This is a genomic window from Aeromonas sp. 603079 (genome assembly GCF_049172135.1).
Lineage (GTDB): Bacteria > Pseudomonadota > Gammaproteobacteria > Enterobacterales > Aeromonadaceae > Aeromonas > Aeromonas veronii.
In genome coordinates, this window is sequence record NZ_JAAKPX010000002.1 from 226,314 (window position 1) to 251,937 (window position 25,624).

The window sequence follows — 25,624 nt, forward strand, 5'->3', positions numbered from 1 at the left end:
GCAATGACGACGACCCTCACTCTGCTCGGGGTGATCCTGGTTATCGGAGCCCTGGCCTATCGCCGGGCATCCCTGTTCATCTCCACCCTGGTCACCGGCGCCGCCCTGGCGCTTGGCGCCATCTATGGTCATGTGCCCTTGCTGGTATGGGCGCTGTTCGCGGTGATCGCCATCCCGCTCAATCTGGTGGAATTTCGCCGCAATCAAATAACCAAGCCGCTGTTCAAGATCTACAAATCGATCATGCCGGAGATGTCCCGCACCGAGAAAGAAGCGATCGAAGCGGGCACAACCTGGTGGGAAGCCGATCTGTTCGCGGGCAACCCGGACTGGAAAAAACTGCACGCCATTCCGGTCAGCACCCTATCTGCCGAAGAACAGGCCTTTATGGATGGTCCGGTCGAGGAAGTGTGCCGCATGGTGAGCGACTGGGAAGTGACCCACGAGCGCGCGGATCTCTCCCCCGAGGTGTGGCAATACCTGAAGGACAACAAGTTCTTCGCCATGATCATCAAGAAGAAATATGGCGGTCTGGAGTTCTCGGCCTACGCCCAGTCCTGCGTCCTGCAAAAACTGTGCGGAGCCAGCGCCGTGCTCGCCTCCACCGTCGGCGTGCCCAACTCGCTGGGCCCGGGCGAACTGCTGCAGCACTATGGCACCGACGAGCAGAAAGATTACTACCTGCCCCGCCTGGCGGTAGGTAAAGAGATCCCCTGCTTCGCCCTGACCAGCCCGGAAGCGGGCTCTGACGCCGGCTCCATCCCCGACTTCGGTATCGTCTGCAAGGGTGAGTGGGAAGGAAAAGAGGTGCTCGGTATGCGCCTCACCTGGAACAAGCGCTACATCACGCTCGCCCCCATTGCTACTGTGCTGGGTCTGGCCTTCAAACTGCGTGACCCGGAACACCTGCTGGGCGAAGAGGAAGAGCTCGGTATCACCTGCGCCCTCATTCCCACTCACATCAAGGGTGTCGGCATCGGCCGTCGCCACTTCCCGCTCAACGTGCCGTTCCAGAACGGCCCGACCCAGGGCAAGGATGTATTCGTCCCGCTCGATTTCATCATCGGTGGCCCGGCCATGGCTGGTCAGGGCTGGCGCATGCTGGTCGAGTGTCTGTCGGTTGGCCGCGGTATCACATTGCCCTCCAACAGCACAGGTGGCGTCAAGATGCTGGCCCTGGCAAGCGGCGCCTACAGCCGCATCCGTCGCCAGTTCAAGCTGCCCATCGGCAAGATGGAAGGGATTGAAGAGCCGCTGGCCCGCATCGGTGGCAACGCCTACATCATGGGCGCCGCAGCCAACCTGACCGTGACCGGTATCGACCTTGGCGAGAAACCCTCGGTCATCTCCGCCATCGTCAAATACCACCTCACCGACCGTGCCCAGAAGTGCATCATCGATGCCATGGACATCCACGGCGGCAAGGCCATCTGCATGGGCCCCAACAACTATCTGGCCCGTGGCTATCAGGGTGCGCCCATCGCCGTTACGGTAGAAGGGGCCAACATTCTGACCCGTAGCATGATCATCTACGGTCAGGGCGCTATCCGCTGCCACCCGTATGTACTGCCGGAGATGCTGGCTGCCAGCCATCCCGACAAGGAGCAGGCGCTGAAGGATTTCGACAAGGCGGTATTCAGCCACGTCGGCTTTGCCATCAGCAACCTGGTGCGCAGCTTCTGGCTCGGTATCACCGGCGCCCGCTTTGCCGCGGCCCCGTACAAGGATCAGACCAAGGGCTACTACCAGCAGCTCTCCCGGCTCTCGGCCAACCTGGCGTTCCTGTCAGACATGGCGATGGGCACCCTGGGTGGCGAGCTCAAGCGCAAAGAGCGGGTCTCCGCCCGCCTTGGCGACGTGCTGAGCCAGCTCTATCTGGCCTCCAGCGCCCTAAAGCGCTATCAGGACGAGGGACGCCAGCAGGCCGACCTGCCGCTGCTGCACTGGGCACTGCAAGATGCCATGTTCAAGGCCCAAGAGGCGATCGACGAGCTGCTGCGCAACTTCCCGAACCGCTGGATTGGGCTTGCCCTGCGCGCCGTGGTGCTGCCGCTGGGTCGTGACCTGAACCGTCCATGCGACAAGCTGGACCAACAAGTGGCCCGTCTGCTGCAAACCCCGAGCGAAACTCGCAGCCGCCTGGCCAAGGGCCAATACCTGACTCGCGAAGAGGGCAACCCCTTCGGTCTGCTGGAGCAGGCGCTCGATGACGTGCTGGCCGCCGAGCCGCTGTTCGAGAAAGTCTGCAAGAGCGATGGTATCAAGCGTCCCTTCATGGCGCTGGACAAGGTGGCCGACATCGGCCTGGCCGCTGGCGTACTGACCCAGAGCGAAGCCGAGCTGCTGCGCCGCGCCGAGGTAAGTCGCCTGCGCACCATCAACGTCGATGATTTTGACCCCATCGATCTGGTGGCCAACAAGAAGCTGTTTGAAGCCTCCGCTTACCATCACGCGGCCTGATAACCAGCTATCGACAACGCCTCCCTTGTGGAGGCGTTTTTTATGGGCGCTCGCCACTATTCACGGCCCTCACAGCCACCACTCGCACGCACAGCTCCCCCGACCAGCTGCAGCCCCCGTGTGGTCAGCCGGGAAAAAAGGCACAATAGCCGACAAATCGAATCACCAAGGAAGCCAAGATGACCCTTGAGCACCTGATCCTGTGGCGCCGCGACCTGCACCGCCTGCCAGAAGCCGCCTGGAAAGAGTTTCGCACCACCAGCCTGATTGCCCACCATTTGAGCGAGCTCGGTTATCGCATTGTGCTCGGCGACAAACTGCTGGCCAGCAATCTGATGATGGGCCGTGATGTGGATGTGGCGGCCGAGAAGGCTCGCGCCCGTCGTCAGGGAGCCCATCCCGACTGGCTGGAGCGGATCGGCGATGTCACCGGGCTGATGGGGGAGCTGGATACCGGCCGTCCCGGCCCGACCCTGGCCTTTCGCTTCGATATCGACGCGGTGGAGGTGGAAGAGTCCGATGCCGAACAGCACCAGCCGCAGCAGGAGGGTTTTGCCTCCCACAACAAGGGGTGGATGCACGCCTGCGCCCACGATGGCCACACCGCCATCGGCATGGGGCTGGCCAGCAGCCTGATGGCGATGAAGGAGCAGCTGTGCGGCCGCATCAAGCTCTTCTTCCAGCCCGCCGAAGAGGGGTGCCGCGGTGGCAAGGCGCTGGCCGCCGGGGGGGCACTCGATGACGTGGATGCCCTGCTCTCGCTCCATATCGGTATTCACGCTGGCAGCGGCGAGCTGGTGATCAACCCCACCGAGTTCCTCTGCTCCACCAAGTTCGACGTCCACTTTATGGGCTCCGCCGCCCACGCAGGGCTCGAACCCAACGCTGGCAGCAATGCGCTGGCAGCCGCCTGCATGGCCACTACCGCCATGCTCGGCATTCCCCGCCACCGCGACGGCATGACCCGTATCAACGTCGGCCAGCTCCACGCTGGCAGCGGCCGCAACGTCATCCCCGATCACGCCGAGCTGCGCGGTGAGACCCGCGGCGCCGACAGCACGCTCAACGACTATATGTTCAGTCAGGTACAGCGCATCGTCGAAGGGACTGCCCTCGCCCACGGTGTCACCTATCGCATCATCAAGCAGGGTGAGGCCATTGCCCTCGACAACAGCCCGGCACTGCAGGCCGAGCTGGCGGCGCTGGCCCGCAAGCAAGGGCTTGCCACCATCCAGACTCGCCGCTTTGGCGCCAGCGAAGATGCCGGTTTTCTGATGGAGCGGGTGCAAAAGCAGGGGGGCGAAGCGGCTTACCTGATCCTGGGGGCCGATCTGGCGGCGCCGCACCATCACAACGAATTCGATTTCGATGAGCGGGTGATGCAAAGCGGGGTCGAGCTGCTGGCCGCCTGGGCACGCGCCCGGCTGGGCGTGACAGAAGCAGCCCTCTCTTGATATCCCCTCGGCCAGCTCACCAGCTAACGGGATCAAAAAAAGGCGCCTCGGCGCCTTTTTTCTGCAAGAAAAACCTGAGCGCTACTCGCGGTGCTTGCGATGCACATCGGGGCGACCACCGGTCACGCTATCGGCTCTCCCCTCCTCTTTGGCCTTCTCGGCCCGCTTTTTGCGCATCTCGCGGGGATCGGCGATGAGCGGGCGGTAGATCTCGATACGATCGCCGTCGTGCAGCGGCTCGCTCCCTTTCACCGGGCGGCTGTAGATGCCGAACTTGTTGACCGACAAGTCAATCTCGGGGTGCTTTTGCACGATGCCGGACTGCTCGATGGCCGCCAGCACGCAGGTCTCGGGCGCCACCCGCAGGGCAATCACCGTCTGCTGCTGCGGCAAGGCATAGACAACCTCGATATTGAGCTGGTCAGACACCGTAGACCTCCTTCGCCCGGTTGGAGAAGGCGGAGACCATGGAGCTCACCAGATCGCGGAATACCTGACCAAAGGCCACCTCGATGAGCTTGGAGGTAAACTCGAAATCGAGATCAAACTCCACCTTGCAGGCGTCGACATCAAGCGGGGTAAAGGTCCACCAGCCCGCCAGCTTGCGGAACGGGCCATCCACCAGCTCCATCCTGATCTGGCGGTTCACATCCAGCTGATTGCGGGTAGTAAAGGTCTTGGCAATCCCCGCCTTGGCCACATCGACCGACGCCATCATGTAGTCATCGCCAGCCTCGTGGACACGGCTGCCGACACAGCCGGGCAAAAACTGCGGGTAGGCATCCACATCGTTAACCAACTTGAACATCTGTTCTGCACTGAACATCACCAGGGCACTGCGCGTAATTCGGGGCATGGCTTTTCCTCATCCAATCGGCGCGATTTTATCACCATGTTTGGGGTTGTGGAGGTAAAACCTCAGCCAAACCGCTCAGAAAGCCACCACTTGACCTGCTGCGCGTTTTACAGCCGTCCCTGCCTACGTATAATACGAGCCTCCTAGTCATTGCCGGAAATCGCCCGTCATGAGCAAAAAAAACAGTAAAAACAAAGCCGGGTCCAGCACCATTGCACTCAACAGAACCGCGCGCCACGAATACTTCATCGAAGAGAAGATCGAAGCGGGTCTGTCCCTGCAAGGGTGGGAAGTCAAATCCCTGCGGGCGGGCAAGGCCAACATCAGTGAAGCCTATGTCATCTTCCGCGATGGCGAGGCCTATCTGTTCGGCTCCAGCTTCCTGCCACTGCAAGCGGCCTCCAGCCATGTGGTATGTGACCCGACCCGCACCCGCAAACTGCTGCTGAGCCGTCGTGAACTCGACAAGCTCGAAAGCCTGATCGCCCGTCAGGGCTACACTATAGTTCCCCTCGCCCTCTACTGGAAACAGTGCTGGGTCAAGGTCGAGATCGGCCTGGTGAAGGGCAAGAAAGAGCACGACAAGCGCGAAGATACCAAGGCCCGCGAATGGGATCGAGAGAAAGCCCGCATCATGAAGAACAAGCATCGCGGCTAACCTGCGACTGGCAGGATCAGAACGCCAGTTCACCTTCCCCCGGCGCAGCTGGCTCTTCAGGCTCAGCTGCGTACAATAAATCGGCAAACAGACTGGCTGCCAGAGGGAATGGGTATCAACGCCTTGCTATGACAGCATTTTTGCGTACAATCGCAATTAACAACTTGGGGCTGATTCTGGATTCGACAAGATTCACGAAACCCAAGGTGCATGCCGAGGTGCGGTAGGCCTCGTTAATAAACCGCAAAAAAATAGTCGCAAACGACGAAAACTACGCACTAGCAGCTTAATAACCTGCATAGAGCCCTTCTACCCTAGCTTGCCTGTGTCCTAGGGAATCGGAAGGTCATCCTTCACAGGATCGTGTGGAAGTCCTGCTCGGGGCGGAAGCATTAAAACCAATCGAGCTAGTCAATTCGTGGCGTGTCTCTCCGCAGCGGGTTGGCGAATGTAAAGAGTGACTAAGCATGTAGTGCCAAGGATGTAGTAATTTTGGACGGGGGTTCAAATCCCCCCAGCTCCACCAAACGTTTGGAAAGGGCCACCTCGCAAGAGGTGGCCCTTTTTTATCGAGTTTATCTAGCGTGAAAGCCTCAACGTCTCACAGAAAGCGCAGGGGAATATTCACACTGGGGGCTGTGACGTCAACAAACTGGTCAATACCACGCCACAACCTAGCATGCTCACGGAGTGCTTGCTGATAGGCCCAAGTGGCGATGGCGGTAGAACGCACGGCGTCGACGCTCACCAGAGGGGCCAGCTCGTCAGTGAGGTACGCCCCGTGAGTCAGGATATTCTGCTCGTACCAGGCATCCCTGTGCTCGGGAGCGGCGAGAAAATCCCGTTTGCTCCGGTTACAGTTGGCGTGTGCCAGTACGAAGTTGTGGCCCAAATCGATTGGATAACGACGCCAGGGGATGAAATGGTCTACCTCGCCATTCCCGTGTATCGCCTTGTTACAGTAAAAACAGGTTCCCGCCTGCAAGTCCCTCAAAACCTCCCCCACTCGCCCCAGCGCCTGACGGCTTGAACCAAAGAGAAAATTCTCCAGCCCTACACTGGGGCCAATCAGTGGCTGATTCCCCTTGATGTCGCAGATAAGCTGCAACCAATGCTGTCGGGAGAGGGAGACCACCAGATCGTAAAAGCGGTGGAGACAGTAGAGAATGCCGGGGTTCAGGCAGATATGATCCGCGCCCCTTTGATGAGGATAGAGGTGTCACTCCTCTCGCCCACCCAATATCTGCAGACGCCACAAGGGCCCCTCAACAAGGATGCGCCGAACTCGGGCAAGAAGAGGCCGCCAGGCGTCGTGACGACGCAGTGCAGTTACCGAGCGGACCCCCTCTGCACGCAGCCGGGACAACTCCGTCAGCATGATGGCCTGACGACCGCTGCTCTGTTTGAGCAAGGTAGCCGTTTCTCCCGTCGCCGAGTAGGGCAGACTGTGCTGCCAATAAAGCTCCACAAACTTGGTGGCCAGTTCGTCCAGCGTAATAGTGCGCGCCGCGGTCAGATCATGGGTCTCGGTACTGCGTTCAATCGCGATATCTGCAATCCCGTGAAGCAAGGCGCACTTGTAAGTGGCCACAAAATCGCCTTCGGTAAAGATGCGTTGCAGATAGGCAATAAAAGCGAGTTGTTGCTCAGGGGAGGCGTGCATGTTCACCCCCAAGGATCAGACTCTGCCAACTCAAGCCGCTACGCGCCAAGGCATCCTCCTGTGGTTCTGACACATGGAGCAGTGTCATCCCCTCCTCCAATGCAAGCCGCTCCACCTCATCGACAGCTACCGGATACATGGCTCGCTCCCGCATATCCTGCTCCGAGATAACCAAACGAAGACTCAATACCAGATAACCATCTGGTGAGAGCAGCTCATGAAGACGTGCCAGCGCCAAGGGACGAGACTCCGGGGGGAGATGCATCCAGACAGCACTGAGCAAAATCAGATCAAAAGTACCGGTCACGCGAGAGAGAGCCGGCATAGCGTCATTGACCCACGCAACTGCAGCCTCACAGGTATGACATTGACCTTGTAGAGCGAGTGACTGACAGGGCTCGGCAGCGACCACAGTGTTGCCCTGATGGAGCCCCGCTAAAAACGCGGCATCCCGACCACTGCCAGCCCCCACATCAAACACCCTGCGCGGTGCAGCCAAAAGCCAAGGCTCCAGCAGAGTGAGCCAGTCGCAATGAACAGTGCGCGCAGATACCTGCTGGTAACGGGTCGCCAATTCGGTGGCGTGGCGCTGCTAGTAATCGAGGGACACTATGCGTTCCGATCGGAGAAGTAAGAGAAATAGTCCAACAAGATCAGTGGGTTGACCATGACAAGGACGACACTTTCCACACATGAACGATTGAGGGGGCAGAGGCATTTACAAAAACGGGATGCCAGCCAAAAGAAGCGCGGCCAGAGGGCTCTGAATGATGCCACCGCTCAACATTTCGGGTAATATTTGTCCAACTCACTGATCTCTTGGCACTTATTATCGCCATGAGAGGTCAACGCCAGATGGAGATGGCTATTAATGAACTCGACTGATGTCGTGGCCCTGTTTGGGGATGACTCGTGCTATCGAAAGGCTGGTTCTCATGGCTCGCCACGATCAACGTAACCCCCATATTCCACTGATCGCCTCCCACTGCTACGTGCAGAGACCTAACGCAACCCGACCGGACAGACTACGCCGCTTCGCCATGATGGGTATGTCGCAACTGGTGTTGGGCTATGCCGGACGCAGTAGCGAGACTCATCCTATCCACCGCCTGCTCAGTCAGATAAAGGTTGGCGATGCCGTGCGTATCGCTCCCGATAAAAACAACAAGCTTCATGTGTATCACCAGAATCACGAAATAGCTCGCCTCTCCCTGCTCGGCGAAGAGACCTGGAAATTCGACATGAATAGCATCCGTGAAGCCCGAGTGATTGCTCTGGTGGAACGACGTAAAGAACAGGAGAAAGAAGAGTATCAACCCCAGATATGCATCGAGCGCTGGGAGATCCCAATCATTGAGTTGGAGTTGTAACATCAGGTCTCAGTACAGCAAAACGGTGACCAGCGGCAATTTTCATCAGATGGCCCATCCAGAGCCATATCTGTATTCATTTTGCCGATCGCAAGGTGCAGCCAGTTCGGCTATTTCCAATGTCGCTTGCCCTGCGCCACAAACCGAAACAAAAGTTGCATATTTTAGGATATCCCTCATCGTGCCATCATGAGTAATCTCCATATCACATACAGCTTACGGTTGCTTTAATGGCCATAAAAGTGCAGGAAATGCGATGTTTTAACTCAACATAGGCAGTCAAAGTCCAGAGCGTCCTCCACGGATATCACCACCATTGAAATCGTTTTCTTTTTAGGCAAAGAACCTGAGTTAAATCAAATAAAGTTGAATGCCGTCTTTGGTATGGTGAGAAGATACCAAGCGATCCTCCCTGTCGCTTCCCCTGCTGGCTCTGCCAGATGCAGCATTTTCTGCGCCTTGAAAGCGAGTTTATGACGCCATGATCACCATCACCCTCGATGGGGCTCAGTTGACGGTTGACCCGACCAGAACCCTGCTCCAGATAGCCAAACAGCACCAGATCGATATCCCCTCCCTGTGCAGTGACAACACCAGCGCTCCCAAAACGCCGTGCGATCTCTGCGTGGTCGAGATTGCCGGGCTCGGCATCCGGTGCGCCTGCGAGACGCGCCCCAAGGCAGGGATGATGGTCACGACCCAAAGCGATGCCCTGCGCGCGCACCGTCAGCAGGCGCTCGGCCGCATCCTCGCAGATCACTACGCCGATTGCGAAGCCCCCTGCCAACGCGCCTGTCCGGCCGGGGTGGACATTCAATCCTATCTGCACCACCTCGCCATGGGGGAGCACGAGGCGGCGATGGCCGTCATCAAGCAGACCCTGCCGATGCCCCTCTCCATTGGCCGGATCTGCCCCGCTTTTTGTGAAGCGGAGTGCCGCCGTGCGCTGGTGGATGAGCCGCTGGCCATTCGTCAGCTCAAGCGCCATGCCGCCGATCTCGATCTGGCCGAGGTTGCCCCCTATCAACCGGCAAAGAAGCCCGCCAAGGGCAAGCGGGTGGCCATTATCGGCAGCGGCCCGGGCGGTCTCACCTGCGGCTATTATCTGGGTTACGAAGGGTTCGAGGTCGATCTGTTCGAGGCGATGCCCGAAGCGGGTGGCTGGCTGCGCTACGGCATCCCTGAATACCGGCTGCCCAAGGCGATCCTCGATCAGGAGATCGACCTGATGTGCCAAAGTGGCATGCGGATCCACACCAGGCAGCGACTGGGCCACCAAATCACCCTCTCGGAGCTGTGCCGCGACTATGATGCGGTCTGTCTGGCGGTTGGCGCTTCCAAGGCGGTGCCGATGGATTACCCGGGCAGCACCCTGGCCGGTTGCTATCTCGGGGTCGATTACCTCAAGGATCGGATGCTGGCCAAGCGGCTCACCACCGGCAAGAGGGTGGCGGTGATCGGTGGTGGCAACACCGCCATCGACTGCGCCCGTACCGCCATTCGGCTGGGAGCGGAAACCACCCTTATCTATCGTCGCACCCGCGCCGAGATGCCCGCCGAAGCGTACGAGATCGACGAGGCGGAGCACGAAGGGGTGCGCTTCATGATGCTGACCAATCCGGTGGAGAATCTGCCGGACAGCCGTGGTCGCGTCTGTCAGGTGCGTCTCGAGAAGATGGCCCTCGGCGAACCGGATGCCTCCGGTCGCCGCCGCCCGGAGCCCACCGGCGAGTACCTTGTCGAAGAGTTCGATACCGTGATTGCGGCGGTCTCCCAACAACCGGATCTCAGCTTTATGGAGGGGGAGCCCCTCACCCTCCCCTTCACCCGCTGGCAGACGCTGGAGTCCCATCCCGAGACCATGCACAGCGGTCACGGCAACCTGTTTGCCATCGGCGATCTGCGCCGTGGACCGGCGACCGCCATCGAGGCGGTCGCCGATGGCCGCAAGGCCGCACTGGCCATCGACCAGTTCCTCCATGGGGATATGGTCGATCCGGTGCACCCCTTCAACGCCTGCAAGGCACCCAAACTCAAGCAGGTGGATCCCGCCCAGTTTGCTCACCTGAAAAAAGTCGCCCGCAGCATCATGCCTCATTTGGCAGATAAGGATCGCGAGGGCAGCTTTGCCGAGGTAGAGCGCGGCATCAGTGACCAGGATGCCCGCAGCGAAGCCAGCCGCTGCCTGGAGTGCGGCTGTCAGGCCAACACCGATTGTGCCCTGCGCGACTACGCCACTGAATACAAGGTCGACCAGCGCGCCCTCGATACCAGCCAGTGCCAGAAGTTTGCAGTGGATAACAGCAGCGAATTTATCGTGTTCGATGCCAACCGCTGCATCGGCTGCGGCCAGTGCGTGCAGACCTGTGGCGAACAGGCGGTACAAGGGGTGCTGCACTTTGCCAAAAACAGCGATGGCACCCTCTCAAACCGCCCGCAGTTTGATGCCGGGCTGGCAATGGGCGACTCCCACTGCGTGCAGTGCGGCGCCTGTGTACAGGTCTGCCCCACCGGCGCCCTGGTGGATGCCCGCGACAAGTCACAGGGGCGCACCGAGCTGCTCACGCCGGTCAATACCATCTGCACCTACTGCGGGGTCGGCTGCGGTGTCACCCTCTATGTCGATGAGGCGCGCAACCGTATCCGCTATGTGGAGGGGAACCGCAACTCACCGGTCAATCAGGGGCTGCTCTGCGTCAAGGGGCGCTTCGGCTTTGACTTTATCCAGAGCGAGGAGCGCCTCACTACCCCGCTTGTCCGTAAAAATGGCGAGCTGGTGCCTGCCAGCTGGCAGGAGGCCATCGCTCTGGTCGCCGAGCGCTTCACCGCCCTGCGCCAGCGCTATGGCAGCGATGCGCTGGCAGGTTTCTCGTCGGCCAAAACCACCAACGAAGAGAACTACCTGTTCCAGAAGTTCATGCGCCGGGAGCTTGGTACCAACAACGTGGATCACTGCGCGCGGCTCTGCCACGCCTCCACCGTTACCGGGCTGGAGGCGTCGCTAGGCAGTGGCGCCATGACCAACGACATCCCGAGCATCGACCACTCGGATCTCATCTTCATCATCGGCTCCGACACCTCGGCCGCCCACCCCATCATCGGCTCCCATATCAAGCGAGCCGTCACCACGGGCAAGGCGCGGCTGGTAGTGGCCGATCCGAAGCGGATCGAGATGGCCGACCACGCCAGCCTCTATCTGGCCCACCGCCCCGGCACCGACGTGATGCTGCTCAACGGCCTGATGCAGCAGATCATCCAGAACAACTGGCACGACAAGACCTATATCGCCGCACGGGTAGAAGGGTTCGAGGAGTTGCAAGCAGAGGTACTCTCCCCGGCCTATGCGCCAGACAAGGTAGCCCTTGTCACCGGCGTGCCGGCCGAGCAGGTGATCGAGCTCGCCCGCCTCATCGGCACCGCCGAACGCACTGCCATCTACTACTCCATGGGGATCACCCAGCACACTACCGGCCATGACAACGTGCGCGCCATCGCCAACCTGCAACTGCTGTGTGGCAACATCGGCATCGAAGGGGGCGGCATCAATCCGCTGCGGGGCCAGTCCAACGTGCAGGGAGCCTGTGACATGGGGGCACTGCCCAACTGCCTGCCCGGCTATCAGAAGGTGGCCAACCCCGAGGTTCATGCCCGCTTCGCAGCCGCCTGGCAGCAGCCTGACTTGCCGCGCACGCCCGGCCTAACCCTCACCGAAACCATAGATGCCGCCTGTGCGGGCAGCATCAAGGGGCTCTATGTGATGGGTGAAAACCCGGTGTTGAGCGATCCGGATCAACATCACGTCATCGAAGGGCTCAAGCAGCTGGAGTTTCTGGTGGTGCAGGATATCTTCCTCTCCGAAACTGCCCAGCTCGCCGATGTGGTGCTCCCCTCCTGCTCCTTTGCCGAGAAGAGCGGCCACTTCACCAACACCGAGCGGCGGGTGCAGCGCATCTCCCCCGCCCTCAAGGCGCCGGGTGACGCGCGGGAGGATTGGTGGATCATCCAGCAGATCGCCAACGCCATGGGTTGCAACTGGCGCTATCAAAACCCGCAGGAGATCACCGCCGAGATCTGCCTGGTTACCCCGCAATACGCCGGCATCCAGTGGGACAAGGTGGGAGCGCAAGGGCTGCAGTGGCCTTGCAACGATGTGGCGCCCGAAGGCACTCGCCTGCTCCACGGCAAGCAGTTCACCCGCGGTAAGGGGGAGATGGTCGCGACCCCGTTCCGCTATGCCGCCGAACTGCCCGACGAGACCTATCCCATCGTGCTCACTACCGGCCGCCTGCTGGAGCAGTTCCACACCGGCACCATGACCCGCAAGACCAGGGGGCTCGACAAGCTGGCTGGCCCGCGGGTGATGATGAGCGTGGCGGACGCCCAGCGGTTGGGGATCAGCAACAGTGAGCGGGTGAAAGTCACCAGCCGCCGCGGCCATATCGAACTCCCCGCCTTCGTCACCAAACGGATGCAGCCGGGCGTGGTCTTTATCCCGTTCCACTTCGCCGAAGCCCCGGCCAACCGGCTTACCATCAATGCCACCGACCCCCACGCCAAGATCCCCGAATTCAAGGTGGCGGCGGTGCGCATCGACAAGGTAAAGTGCCACCTGTCCTCAGCAGACAAACATGAGATGGAGACCATCTGACCGGAATAAACTACGCAATCAGCTGGATAAATCACAATAAAAAGAGCCACCCAAAGGGTGGCTCTCTACAAAAATCAAGATCCATTTACACTCACATAACTAATTGTTCCTAGTGCATACTCCATAATCCAAATATGCCAAGGAACTACTTGGTGAGAGCATCGACGGTTGCACCACCACTCTTATCATCACTTCGATAGCTGTCAATATAGGTACTATTATCACGCTCAAGTGCAAAATGGTAAGTGCTTCCGCTTAACGACTCAAGATTAACAGTCACAGTATCACCTTTAACACTAATTCGTCCTTCCGGATCAACTTTAACATTAAAGTTAGCATCTGTGATTAATTCAACTTGTGTTAATGTTCTTGTTGGATCACTAAGGCTTAGTGTCAATGTATCAAAGTCTTTATTTAATATAATAGATACTGGAGATGATATTTTAATACCTCCAACAGAAACCTCATCATTACCCCACAAATTGGCTAATATGTTTTCCCCATTGGTATCCTCTGCAATATGTGCTTTATTATCTGAGCGAGTCACTCTAATATCTGGATTATTGGCATACTCATTTAACTCATGGCTATTGACTCCATTTAAAATAACATACTGGTAGCCAGACACATGCTCGTCCTGTGGAATAAATGACGCTAACGTATACCCATTGACCGCTTTTTTTGTTGTACCTATATCCGACCAATTAGCAGAGACGCGTTTTTTCTCCATTACAATGTCTGTCCCTTTCGGGAACCAATAACCTACATTAGCCCCATGAACATTCCCTTCAACAAGAAATGAAGTTACATTGTTATACTCTTCCTTTACATCAGGCGAAATAGAAACACCATTTACCTCTACTTTATTAGTTCCATTTGCATTTAATTTCCTACTGTCAATTATCGTTCCCATCTCGACATTCTCATTGCTGCGAATATCTGAGCCAACAGCTATAATTTTGTTATTAAGAACAAACCAAGACTTCAATGCACTGATACTATCATTATGATTATGGAAGTCAGCACCAATAGCAGCTAATGTTTTGTATGCAGCACCACCAACTCTCTGCATATTAACCTGCTTGTTTTTACCAACTCTCGATGCGACTTTATTATTATTTGTGCAATCACCCAACGATTCGGTTAAATCAATGGTAGTACCAGAAACCCGGTATGGGTTAATCAAAGGCCAATAGTCAGTATATTGCAGAAGATCTGCATTATATAGATAGGTCGCACCATCACCAGTAAACCAACCTTTTCTATTCTCATTATTCATACACTCAAAATTTCCGACTCTGGCAGAATGCAATGCCAGGGCAAAAGTATAACCGTTTCCTTGATAAACAAATCGGTCCATGTCTGGAAAATAAGATGCCTGAGGAGATTGAACTACAGGATGTATGCTTGTATCTTCAATTAATTTTTTTGCTTTATTATAAATAACGAAATCTTGCTGCCCTTGCAAAAAACCCTTTGTATTATCTGAAATGATTTGCCCTTTTATAAATTCTGATATTTTATTTCTATCATTTATGGTTGCTGCATCAATGAATCTAAACATAGATGCCAAAACTGCATGACCTTCTACATGATTTTGCCGCTCACCTCTGGCAATAGCTCGACCATTTTGCATATCCAGCATTTGTCCAGAATACATAAAAGGGAAAAAACTTTTATACAGAATATTATACACTCTTAATAGCTTTGGATCGTCTGCAGGCCATTTTGAATTAGCCATTAGATTCATCACCTTACCAACACCTTCAAGTAAAACATTACCATAAGTACCAGTGTATGGAATATCACCATGCTGGATAAAGGATCCATCATGATAAAATCCATCATCCGTTGTTACAGGATCCAGAACTTGAGGTAATACATTTAGTGCGTTTTTAATCTCGTCTTCTCTCTCCGAAATTATTCCACGCACAAGTACAATTTGTACCATATCAGTACGGTTGCCACCTGTAGCTTCACGATTAACAGGATTGCTGGAAGCGCTAGCCCCTTCACTAACACCATTCCGGTCTGGCAATGGCGAAAAATATCTACTGGCTTCTGTATAATTTTTAATTTGTTCAGATGTAAGATCAGGATAAATCAAGGTCAATATATCATTTGTCGTTTTTGGTATACCAATCTCCCAATCCCACCAGTTGCCATATTCCAACGCTCCAACTTTATAGTGTTCCTTAACCAAATAATCCAAGGAACTGATAATGCTTGATAGCAAAATACTATTTCCTTGTAATTCACCTGGGAAGTGATATGCCTTTGCCATAGTGAGCAATCTGAGCATTGATGCTCTAATATTCGGGCCAACAACCTTGCCACCATTAGCATAATCGAATGGAAGATCGCTCCAAAGCGAATTCCTAGTATCAGTTACAATCAAGGAACTGAGGTACTTTACCGCATCCTGATTAACTTTATTGATCATGCCAAGTTGATAGCTATCATACTCTTGACCTGACACACCAATAATGGCCTCAGTCCATTTATCAGCCAAAACCTTATAATCCGGTGCCAACTCATGAGCTGCGGTTAGATTACTCATAAAAAATGTAAGCAGTGCAATTTTTTTTATAGAACCCATCATCTTACTCCTTTCAATTAAAAATAAAGCTGAAGAAATTAACCACCAGCTTTATTTATGCATATTAATCACCTTACCATGTATATTTTATACCAATACGATAGCGAGTTTGCCGGTTATCTGAATAACGATCTTCTCTAAGATTGCCAACCTCAAAAAATGGTTTCCAATTTTTATCTATTGCATAACTAACTTTAATATTATGCTGAGTATCATACTCCTTCCCATTAAATTCTGGCATTGCACCACTCGCCATTTGCTTAAACAAATCGAGCTGATATTCAAAGTCAAAATCATTATATTTATAACCAACCCATGCATCAAATTCTTGTATTTTAGAACGATACCCATAATTTGTGACTGGATTTATCGTTTCATAATCCCAAAACTTCCATTTATAACGACCTTGAACTCTAAAACCATTATCGAAGCTATAATTCAACCTTACAAATGGAATATGAACAGCACCATTTGATGATACATCGAATGAAGAGCCAACCAAGCCCGTCAAATTTTTATTTAAGGCTTTATAATAAAATGCACATAACTCAGAGCCGTCAAGATATGTAGAATCAAAAACTTGGGATGGATTACTGTTACCATATCGAGCATCAAGCTCAAATCCTATATTTTTCCCCGTATCAACATAAACCTTAAACCTATCGTCATGTTTTTTCGAGCCATCAGCATAACCATGACGATATTCCACCGTTGTCTTATAATCATTTGCCCATGCCTGACTAATCGAAAGAGAAAGCAAAGCAATAGGTAAAAATTTGACATAGCCTTTCATTTAAATAACTCCTGTTTCCAATTATTATTTTTACAATATGTTATGAATATGTTTTCAATACGCCAACAGGCACCTCTGTTGGACGCCATGGATCACCAGTATGCTCTAACCATGGGATTAGTTCGTTTTCTGTTAATTGATTAATCAAATCCATGTTATTACTAGCAATATTATGCAATTGATAAGGATCGTTATGATTATCATGCAAAATATATGTCAACGACTTACCTATCTTCCGATCGATAACCATCGTATAGCGTTCAGTTCTAATTCCACGTCGGCCATATGATTGCGCACCATATGGCATGAAAGTATAAAACTGTGATGTCGGCACAACATCACCAGCTTCCCCCCTCAGGGTTTTAACATAATTATTCCCTTCTACCGTATCGGGTATTAATGCTTCAAAATCGAGTAACCCGAATATTGTTGGATATATGTCAGGAGCAGAAAAAAGTAAGTCATCTTGTTTTGGTTTTAGTTTCCCTGGCAACCTAAAAATCATTGGAATCCTCATCGATTCCTCATAATGAACATTTTTTGTCGGTTCACCATTTGAACCCATACAACTACCGTGATCTGAAAAAAATACAACTAATGTATCATTTTTCAACCCTAGGCTATCCAACTCATCCAATATTCTTCCGAATTGTTCATCAACACCATGAACCATAGCCATGTATTCTTTGAAATACTGGGGACCATATCCTTCTAGATACTCTTTATTCCATTGAACATTTGGCCTACTATTCAATTCTTTCGATGTCTTCCCATCAAACTTATCTAGATATTTTTTGGGTATCTCATCGTATGGGGAGTGGGGGGGATTCATTGATACTACAAGTGCAAATGGCTTATCTTTATCGCGATAAGACCCATTTTCATTACGGAGATATTTTATCGCAATATCGGCCTCATGTTCAGGACTCCACTGATTTACTTTTATCGGATTATCACGAGGAGTATTATTGGCCCAATACATAGGTGACATATGCTTATCATACGTACCATATGAATACCAAAAATCAAAACCATGTCGACGATCCGGTGCCGTCCAATCATTCCAATAACGTCCCTCCATTGGGTTATTATAACTTGGAATAAAAGGCGCACTGGGGGCATCGAGGTGCCATTTACCAATATACCCCATTGAGTAGCCTTGCTGGCTCAGAATATCTGACCAAGTCACCGAGCCTTTTTTCAACTCAATACCAAAGTCTTTTCCGCCAAACTGGCCAGGCATACCAGTATGGCTGTTACCTTGTATACCATTACGATATGGATATTGCCCCGTCATCAACATACCACGAAATGGGGTACAAAGCGGAAAATTGGATACAGCTTGCCGAAGAACAACACTCTCTTTCGCAAATCTATTTATATTAGGGGTATATGATGGGTCTTGCCCCATAAATCCAAGAGCATGAGCTCTCATCTCATCTGGAAATACAACTAATAGATTTGTTTTTCCATTGATACGCCCAGTGGATGCGCCTCCACTTAGTGATGTTTGACACCCTGAAATTGATGAAGTCATAGCGACCGCGCCGGTTGCCGCTAGTCCCTTCAGCAAATCACGCCGAGAGATGGACATGTTTCACTCCAGAAATGATAGAGAATTTCGATACCTTTGTTTTCAACTCTTGCCAACAGTTGAATGATAACCAAAAGAAAGAAAAGGCATAGTGCCCAAGATCACACAAACAAAATGAAAGCGCTGGCGTGTGCTTTTTATTTCAAAAAAAGACAGTGGCAGATCAGGTGAAGTGAAGTGAAGTGAAGTGAAGTGAAGTGAAGTGAGAATAGATGTAAAAAATCATCCCCGAAGAGATGACTTTTACATTCCCAATAAACCATCAGCACCTTGCCAAAACTAACCATTATCCAATTCAGACAGCGGCCAATGTTCAAAATAGATATGTTGTGCTTGCCAATCTACCTTAGCTTGATTGTCACTTAATAAGTGATGGGCAACAGTAAATGCAAATTCAAAACTGACACCGAGGCCCTTGCCTGTGATGAACTGCCCATCCACAACAACTTTTTTATCAACATATGCACCATCAGAAAACTTCTTCTCCAATCCGCTGCCACAGGTATATTGATGATGTTGTAACAAGTTATGTGCAGCAAGAACCTTTGCACCTGAAGAACAAAGCGCACAAATTAATTTATTGTTAGCAATATGATTTGTAATGAACTTGTGAACATATAAAGAACCAAAAAGATTGTCGGTTCCTTTGGGGCCACCAGGCATCATAATGGCGTCATACAGAAAATCTACCCTTTCATCCAGAAGAGCATCAGCCTCAATTCTGGTACCGAAATATGTTGATATTTTTGTTATTGCCATGCATGAGAGTACATCTACTTTAATATCCAGCCTTCGCATTATATCGATAAATACGACCGCTTCAGCCTCTTCGAATCCATCAGCCAATAGCACCGCCACATGTTTAAAACCATTCATACGGAACCCTTAGAAATCAAACTGATAGTATTTTTCACATTAAGACCAATAGAGTCCCAATCATGACCATTAATAGCTGACGGAGTGGCAATCCAAGTACCACCGCAGGCTAATACTTGCGGCAATGCCAGATAGCTCAGCAAATTACTCAAGTTAATTCCTCCAGTAGGCATAAATCTAACTTGGGGATATGGTCCTGCCAGCGACTTCAGCATAGCTACACCACCAGAGGCTTCTGCGGGAAAGAATTTCAATAGTTGAAGTCCCAGCTCCAACCCCTGTTCTATTTGGCTAGGATTATTTACACCTGGAATAATCCCGATCTCTGCATCCTGACAGTATTTAACAATATTTGGATTCAATCCGGGACTGATCACAAAGTCAGCACCGGCACTAATAGCTTGATCCGCTTGCTCCCGTGTCAATACTGTTCCAGCGCAAAGAATAATATCAGGGATTGTTGCCTTTATTTGACGAATAGCTTCTGCTGCTGCTGGAGTGCGAAAGGTGATCTCGGCAGCAGGCAAACCATTTTCAACCAAAGTTGAACCCAACATGGCTGCATCCATGGCATTGTCGATCTGAATCACCGGGGCTACTTTTAATTTCCCCAACCGCTCTTGCCACCTGCTCATCATGATTTCAACTCCTTCGTTAACGTCTCAATATAGTGGCGGCCAATGATGGCGCCTCGATGCTGTATAACTTCTGCAGCGACCTTGTTACCCCATCGGCAACACTCCGCTACCGATAGCTTATGATGTCGAGCAGCCAAAAACCCCGCGTTAAACGAATCACCAGCAGCTGTCGTATCGATCACATTCTGGACCTGTTCACCTCGACTCAATCCACAGCCAACATTCAGTACGGACCACATAGCACCTTCTTTACCCAATTTGATAATAACTTGGCTAACACCAAGATGGTGCAAACGCTCAATAATCATCTCTGAACTCTGAGGTTCATCCAGCAGCAAACTTTCATCATCTGCAGTTACCAACGCAATATCACACAGTTGATATAACCGATTAATCCACATTGCCGCATGAGCATGATTATTCCAGAGACGAGGACGATAATTTGAGTCAAATACAATCGTGACACCAGCGGCTTTAAGTGACTGTAAAGCCAAAATCAATATCTCCTTATCCTCTTCAGGTAAAATAGCGATACTGATCCCAGAGAGGTAAAGCAACTCTAAACTATGTAGTTTATCCATACATGATGTAAATTTCTCATGCTGACAGAGAAAACGTGCTGCGGATTCATTACGCCAATAATGGAAACAACGCTCCCCCTGCTTATCTATCTCGATGGCATACAGGCCAGGAAGCCGCTTCTGATCTCGCAATATCATAGAGCAATCTATCTGCTCTTCTTTCCAACGTTCCAACATACCATTGCTGTAATGATCATGGCCCAGTACAGTAACATAACGAGGAAATAGATCTGGTAATAATCTAGAGAGATAAATAGCGGTATTCAGGGTATCGCCCCCAAACGCTTGCTGCTGAATGCCGAATGCAGGTCCGCTCAATTCAACCATGCACTCACCGAGAAGCGCGATACCATCAGGTTGTTTATCCATTTGAGTTATTCACCTTAATCGTAAGGTACATATGAGTCACCATTTACTATCAGTGAAAGAGTTGACGCATTCCCGCATACCCAGTTCATAAGTTTGCAACGAGCAAACACGTTCCATGTTGCAAGTATCTTACTGGCACTGGAACACATCATGCCCCAATAGTTTCGATTTAAACTACAATGGAAGAATAACGAAACGAAATGACAATCGCAAAGATCTTGATCACATAAAATAAAAAAGAATCGTAAGTTACACTAGAAAAAATGAAACATTTTTGAGGTGTAACAGGTAACTCCCTTTCGAAGCAGATTGTTTTTCGGTCTTTCTGCCCTTCCTATGACCCATTCTTTACAACGATTCCACCAGCGTTGCTGCTCCAAACGTCGCGTCAAAGGACTCTGCTGCGCGGTATAATCAAAACGAAACAGCGCAACCACTTCATTTGTTTCCCTTACACCCTGCAGCTGGAGTCCAATAGCAGGTATCGCAAGAGTAAAATCACCTTGCTCGACCGGTAGTGGTAATGGTTTCGCCTCCCAGAGACCACTTCGATCCCCGCAATAGAGAGCCATATTCAAGGCCCGCAAAGACCAGAGGCTACTTGCTGGGCCACTGTAGTTATCTATTAACCTATCATCACACCCAAATACTCCTTGGGTTGGAAGGCCTGCTTCCAATGCCCCATTCGAAATAAAATAAGAAAGCGAAGAACTAAAAGCATGCTTCACTTCACCTGGTGGCAAGATGCCGTGATCTGCAGCTGCAATCAGAGGGGCTGCTGCAGCTAGTCGATAGCAAGCACTACGGCCAAAAAAGGGTAATCCCTGCGTAGTGAAAAAATAACGATAGGAAGCAACAAATTCAGCTAGAGTGCCACGAATAAACTCAGGGTCAAAATCAGGAAGGATTTGGTCTAGCCAATAAAATGAGTAATGAAAACCCCACGCATTATAATAGTCATAGTTACCTAATGCACCATCGCGAAACCACCCAGCGCCAACATGAAACTCTTTAATCCTTTCGTATTTATCATGGTCTACATGATCCACACCAGCTAACGATTTCAGGACAAACTGAACGGTCAGTGGAAATAAATGCCAATTATTATCAACAGTAATTAATGTATTTACCTGACTAAACCAAGCTACTATTCTAGCTTGTTCATCATGATTAAATCTTATCCAAACATGTTCCCTGCTCAACCATAGAGTCAATGCTAAATCCGCACTTTCACAGATACGTTGATCGCAGTCATGCATCACTCCCCAAAAGCCTGGGTGATTTGGGTCTGTTCCAGCAAGAAAAGCTGCATGAATGATATCTGCCGGCGATAACTGCCGACCATCTGCCAAGGCTAAATTGCTTTCATTTGGCCCCTTTGAATATAACCAGGCAGCCAAAGTAGGTAACAACCGGCTAGCCCCCTCCATGGCATCAGTTCGAGCACTCTGCTGGCTTGGTCGTCCGGGATAATAAGCATGGGTATAATCCCAAACAGCATAATGATCAAACGCCTCAGCCACATATTTTACTAACTCATTACACTGATATTTTAATCCAGCCTGAGGTATCGAGAAAACCTTTGCTATATGATTATCATTGTGTGTATATGAACGTTTTTTGTGAAAAAATCTTAGTAAGTTTTCTTGAAAAAGATGAAAATACATGGCCCAGTCCGGATTTTCATACGGGACAATTGGTCGTTTAGTTATTTTAATGTCACTCATTTAAACCCTCTCATATTCAAATAATTACATGGCTATCTAACAGATAAAATATTATGTATACTCATATTATCAATGCTGAGGTAAAGCAATGCTTTAATTATGTCTCTAGCATTACCCAATGCCTATGCATAACATTCGCTGCAATTCCACCACGTTGTATCTCCTCAGCCATCATCTGCATTTTGGGAGCAGTATGATAAAATATTTGGCGATATGATGTGCAGAGATAATTATGACGATACCGCTCTCCGGATATCGATAACACTCGATGTTTTGGACATCCACCATAACAAAGTGAATAGACCTCACATCGCTTGCATTGCTCGGTCAATTTCTGTGACTTTGCGGTACCAAATCTTTTTTGCATCTTGCCCGTAGCCATACTGACAAGTGAATGTAGATGGATATTGCCCAGTTTGTTGGCCGGATATACATAATGATCACAAGAATAAAGATCACCATTGGCCTCAATGACGATTGCCTGCCCACACTCTTTTGAGTGAATGCATAGAGAAGCGGGATATCCCATCCATACAGCTAATATACTGTCAAATATGCGAATAAAAACTTTACCAATATCAGCCCTACACCACTCATCAAATACATCATTCATAAAGCGACCATATCCATGTGCAGGCACAGAGAAATCCATTAATTTTGGATTTGGCATAGGTGTATAATGGCCATTATTATCAGCCTGACTAGCAGGTGACAACTCAACCAAAGGAATAAATTGCATGAAATTTGCCCCCAGTTTTTTCAGCGCAAGATAGGTGTCACGCCCCTTATCCCAATTTTTATCATTAATTACAGTCAGGGTATTAAACTCTACGCCAAACTCCGTCAGTAATTCTATCGCATGCTGTACCCGCTCAAATGTTGGGTTACCATTCACTGAAACACGATATGCGTCGTGCACACTTTGTAGTCCATCTACTGACACACCAACCAAGAAATTATGCTTGGCAAAAAAATCGGCCCATTGGCGATTAATCCCGATCGCATTGGTTTGAAAGCTGTTGGTAATATGCTTTCCATCCGCATATTGCTGTTGATACGCAACCACATTGCGATAAAAATCCAAGCCTGCGAGAGTCGGTTCTCCCCCCTGCCATGAGAAGTCTATCTGCTGGCTATGTTGAGAGCGGATATATTCCCGGATGTAACGCTTCAGGGTCGCATCTGACATAGTCTGTGATGCAGTGGGACTATCCTGATGAATGGTGTGTTCTTTCTCCAGATAAAAACAGTACTCACACTTGAGATTACAGCGATAGCCTGTTGGCTTCGCCATCATATGAAATGCTGTTTGACTCTTTTGAATAATGCTCATTGATACCGATACTTTAAAAATTGAAGCTGTAACCGTAGTATACGAAACCATATGAAAGTATTTGTTGTGTCGACTCACAATTAACACAACGGGCAAAAAGAAAATGAAAACACATAAAAGAAAAAACCCAGCCAACTGAACTGGGTTTTCATATCATTGCAACTTATGTACGCCACGACACTATATGAGTTGCATCACCTCTGTGGCAGCAAGCAAAAATACGCCAGCACCATAGTCAATATTATGGTCTCGCTGAACATCACGGGGATTAAATGCAGGCAACTGCACCCAACCCATCATGCCATTTTCATGAATGCAACCGAGTAATGCTTGCCAGGATGAAAGTACAGATGGGAGGTACTCATCACGAGCCAGAATCCCCTGATTGATCCCCCAGGCCAAACCATAACAAAACAATGACGTTGCACTGCTTTCTGGAGCGGGGAAATGCTCCGGATCAAGCAAACTGGTACGCCAAAATCCATCCGGCTGTTGATAACGACATATTGTCTTGGCCAAGCCGCAAAACAGTGTCAAGTAACGTTCCCGTGAGGGATGGTCATCAGGCATTCGTGCTAGCAAGCGAGGGATACTGGCCAGTACCCAACCCACCCCTCGACTCCAGAAAACCAGCTCTCCATTTGCTTCACGCAACTCCCCCCCTTTTCCATCAGGGATATAGCGATGATCACGAAAGAAAAGGCCGGTTTGTGGATCAAATAAATGATCCACCGCATCCCAAAATGCAGGCTCCATATAATCCAGATACTTGTGATCACCTGTCAGTTGGGAGAGCCCAGCAAACACGGGGGGGGCCATAAATAAAGAGTCACACCACCACCAATCCTGACGGCCAGGAGCAGGTGACTCCAGCATCAAATCGAGGGCCTTGATGGTCGGCTCCAGCGCTTCAATCTGGTTGACCAATGGATAGACATCCAGGTAGGCCTGGCAGCACACGTGATCATCAGCAAATCGTGGGTTGGGGCCGGCCCGAAAGCCGGTATGCAGGGTGTAGTTCATCACCCCGTCCAGGTACTCCGTGTCATCCGTTGCTTGCCATGCATTCGCAACACAAGACCAAAATACCCCCCGCTCCCAATCTGTATCTTTAATAAATCGAACCTTGCCACTACGACGAATCACACTACGGGTCTGATGGGCCGCTTGATAGCGATATACACGCTTCATCGCTGCCAGCACCTCAGCTCTAGCTACTGATGACATAGTCAGCTCTCCTTATCAACGAGCCAGCCAGCCGCCATCAACGGCCAATGTGTAGCCGTTCACATAGTCACTGGCAGCAGATGCCAAGAATACCGCAGGGCCAGCCAGATCAGATGGTGCACCCCAACGATTCGCTGGGATCCGTTCCAATATTGCGTTGTTACGAGCCTCGTCTGCACGTAAAGCAGCTGTGTTATCTGTTGCCATATAGCCTGGCGCAATGGCATTAACATTAATGCCGTGATGAGCAAGTTCAGTGGCCAGAGCTCTCGTCAGACCCATTACCGCAGACTTACTGGCTGTATAGGAAGGAACTCTCACACCGCCCTGGAACGAGAGCATTGAGGCAATATTGATGATCTTGCCACCCCGACCTTGTTTAACAAATTGCTTGGCTACCGCCTGTGACAAGAAAAATACCGTCTTTTGGTTGATATTAATCACGTCATCCCAATCCTTATTTGTAAACTCGAGAATATCCTGACGGCGAATAATACCAGCATTATTCACTAGAATATCTACACCACCCATTACTTCGACAGCTTCTGAGACAATTGCACCCAGCAAGTCCTGTTGCATCAAATTTGCTGTGATGTAGTGAAATTTCCGGCCCATTGCTTCAATGGCTGCCTGTGTCTCAGCAGCAGGTTCGTAACCGACACCAACGATATCAGCCCCAGCCTGCGCAAGACCCAATGCCATGCCCTGTCCAAGACCGGTATTACAGCCGGTCACCATAGCGACTTTACCCATGAGATCAAACATGTTCATATTTCTT

Annotated in this window: 20 protein-coding genes and 1 other RNA gene; 6 read left to right on the forward strand and 15 right to left on the reverse strand. The window is 51.1% G+C overall.

From position 1 onward, the window contains the following. Positions 1 to 3 precede the first annotated feature (3 nt). Together fadE and G5287_RS02205 are read left to right on the forward strand one after the other, a co-directional pair. The gene (gene fadE, locus G5287_RS02200) at positions 4 to 2,460 is read left to right on the forward strand and encodes an acyl-CoA dehydrogenase FadE (RefSeq protein ID WP_421230722.1); all 2,457 of its coding nucleotides are present in this window, start codon (positions 4 to 6) and stop codon (positions 2,458 to 2,460) included. 179 nt (positions 2,461 to 2,639) lie between these two features. Next, on the forward strand, positions 2,640 to 3,914 hold the full coding sequence (locus tag G5287_RS02205; RefSeq protein WP_421230723.1) for an amidohydrolase: 1,275 nt from the start codon (positions 2,640 to 2,642) through the stop codon (positions 3,912 to 3,914). 81 nt (positions 3,915 to 3,995) lie between these two features. Here the strand turns inward: G5287_RS02205 and G5287_RS02210 are convergent, their stop codons facing one another. Further along, a complete protein-coding gene (locus G5287_RS02210) occupies positions 3,996 to 4,343 on the reverse strand; it encodes an RnfH family protein (RefSeq protein WP_005334494.1) in 348 nt (115 codons plus the stop codon). Next, a complete protein-coding gene (locus G5287_RS02215) occupies positions 4,336 to 4,770 on the reverse strand; it encodes an SRPBCC family protein (RefSeq protein ID WP_005334496.1) in 435 nt (144 codons plus the stop codon). Before G5287_RS02215 ends, G5287_RS02210 begins: the two co-directional genes overlap by 8 nt. A gap of 169 nt (positions 4,771 to 4,939) precedes the next feature. Between G5287_RS02215 and smpB the strand changes: the two genes are divergently transcribed. Further along, entirely contained in the window at positions 4,940 to 5,428 is a 489-nt protein-coding gene (gene smpB / locus G5287_RS02220; protein WP_005334498.1) for an SsrA-binding protein SmpB, read from the forward strand. A 166-nt stretch (positions 5,429 to 5,594) separates the two neighbouring features. Then, positions 5,595 to 5,954: a transfer-messenger RNA gene (ssrA, locus tag G5287_RS02225) on the forward strand. Positions 5,955 to 6,029: 75 nt separating this feature from the next. Here the strand turns inward: ssrA and G5287_RS02230 are convergent. The 3 genes from G5287_RS02230 to G5287_RS02240 form a co-directional block, all read right to left on the reverse strand. Further along, positions 6,030 to 6,536 carry an HNH endonuclease gene (locus G5287_RS02230; protein ID WP_421230724.1) on the reverse strand — a complete coding sequence of 169 codons (507 nt, stop codon included), beginning with the start codon at positions 6,534 to 6,536 and terminating at the stop codon, positions 6,030 to 6,032. A gap of 111 nt (positions 6,537 to 6,647) precedes the next feature. After that, a complete protein-coding gene (locus G5287_RS02235) occupies positions 6,648 to 7,091 on the reverse strand; it encodes a hypothetical protein (RefSeq protein ID WP_421230725.1) in 444 nt (147 codons plus the stop codon). Next, a complete protein-coding gene (locus G5287_RS02240) occupies positions 7,075 to 7,665 on the reverse strand; it encodes a class I SAM-dependent methyltransferase (protein ID WP_421230726.1) in 591 nt (196 codons plus the stop codon). Before G5287_RS02240 ends, G5287_RS02235 begins: the two co-directional genes overlap by 17 nt. A gap of 361 nt (positions 7,666 to 8,026) precedes the next feature. On the opposite strand from G5287_RS02240, the gene G5287_RS02245 reads away from it, so the two are divergent. Both G5287_RS02245 and fdhF read left to right on the forward strand, forming a co-directional pair. Further along, a complete protein-coding gene (locus tag G5287_RS02245) occupies positions 8,027 to 8,461 on the forward strand; it encodes a hypothetical protein (RefSeq protein WP_216951753.1) in 435 nt (144 codons plus the stop codon). Positions 8,462 to 8,942: 481 nt separating this feature from the next. Further along, positions 8,943 to 13,109 (forward strand): formate dehydrogenase subunit alpha, encoded by a 4,167-nt coding sequence (gene fdhF / locus G5287_RS02250; RefSeq protein WP_421230727.1) that lies wholly within the window; start codon positions 8,943 to 8,945, stop codon positions 13,107 to 13,109. Between the two features lie 145 nt (positions 13,110 to 13,254). On the opposite strand, the gene G5287_RS02255 is transcribed toward fdhF, so the two are convergent. From G5287_RS02255 to kduD, 10 genes are all read right to left on the reverse strand, one after another. Further along, complete coding sequence (locus G5287_RS02255; protein ID WP_421230728.1) at positions 13,255 to 15,711, reverse strand: polysaccharide lyase 8 family protein; 2,457 nt, start codon at positions 15,709 to 15,711, stop codon at positions 13,255 to 13,257. Positions 15,712 to 15,781: 70 nt separating this feature from the next. Next, a complete protein-coding gene (locus G5287_RS02260; protein WP_101150273.1) occupies positions 15,782 to 16,501 on the reverse strand; it encodes an oligogalacturonate-specific porin KdgM family protein in 720 nt (239 codons plus the stop codon). Between the two features lie 40 nt (positions 16,502 to 16,541). Then, positions 16,542 to 18,095 (reverse strand): sulfatase-like hydrolase/transferase, encoded by a 1,554-nt coding sequence (locus tag G5287_RS02265; protein ID WP_216954427.1) that lies wholly within the window; start codon positions 18,093 to 18,095, stop codon positions 16,542 to 16,544. A 279-nt stretch (positions 18,096 to 18,374) separates the two neighbouring features. Continuing rightward, positions 18,375 to 18,971, reverse strand: coding sequence for a DJ-1/PfpI family protein (locus G5287_RS02270; RefSeq protein WP_216951756.1), 597 nt, complete (start codon positions 18,969 to 18,971; stop codon positions 18,375 to 18,377). Then, complete coding sequence (locus tag G5287_RS02275) at positions 18,968 to 19,609, reverse strand: bifunctional 4-hydroxy-2-oxoglutarate aldolase/2-dehydro-3-deoxy-phosphogluconate aldolase (protein ID WP_254204212.1); 642 nt, start codon at positions 19,607 to 19,609, stop codon at positions 18,968 to 18,970. The genes G5287_RS02270 and G5287_RS02275 overlap by 4 nt, the downstream gene beginning before the upstream one ends. Then, on the reverse strand, positions 19,606 to 20,559 hold the full coding sequence (locus tag G5287_RS02280) for a sugar kinase (RefSeq protein WP_216951757.1): 954 nt from the start codon (positions 20,557 to 20,559) through the stop codon (positions 19,606 to 19,608). The genes G5287_RS02275 and G5287_RS02280 overlap by 4 nt, the downstream gene beginning before the upstream one ends. A gap of 254 nt (positions 20,560 to 20,813) precedes the next feature. Then, on the reverse strand, positions 20,814 to 22,286 hold the full coding sequence (locus G5287_RS02285; protein WP_421230729.1) for a DUF2264 domain-containing protein: 1,473 nt from the start codon (positions 22,284 to 22,286) through the stop codon (positions 20,814 to 20,816). A gap of 97 nt (positions 22,287 to 22,383) precedes the next feature. After that, entirely contained in the window at positions 22,384 to 23,619 is a 1,236-nt protein-coding gene (locus G5287_RS02290; RefSeq protein WP_421230730.1) for an anaerobic sulfatase maturase, read from the reverse strand. A gap of 180 nt (positions 23,620 to 23,799) precedes the next feature. After that, entirely contained in the window at positions 23,800 to 24,846 is a 1,047-nt protein-coding gene (locus G5287_RS02295) for a glycoside hydrolase family 88/105 protein (RefSeq protein ID WP_421230731.1), read from the reverse strand. Positions 24,847 to 24,861: 15 nt separating this feature from the next. Beyond that, a complete protein-coding gene (gene kduD, locus G5287_RS02300; protein WP_213393752.1) occupies positions 24,862 to 25,617 on the reverse strand; it encodes a 2-dehydro-3-deoxy-D-gluconate 5-dehydrogenase KduD in 756 nt (251 codons plus the stop codon). Between the last annotated feature and the right edge of the window lie 7 nt (positions 25,618 to 25,624).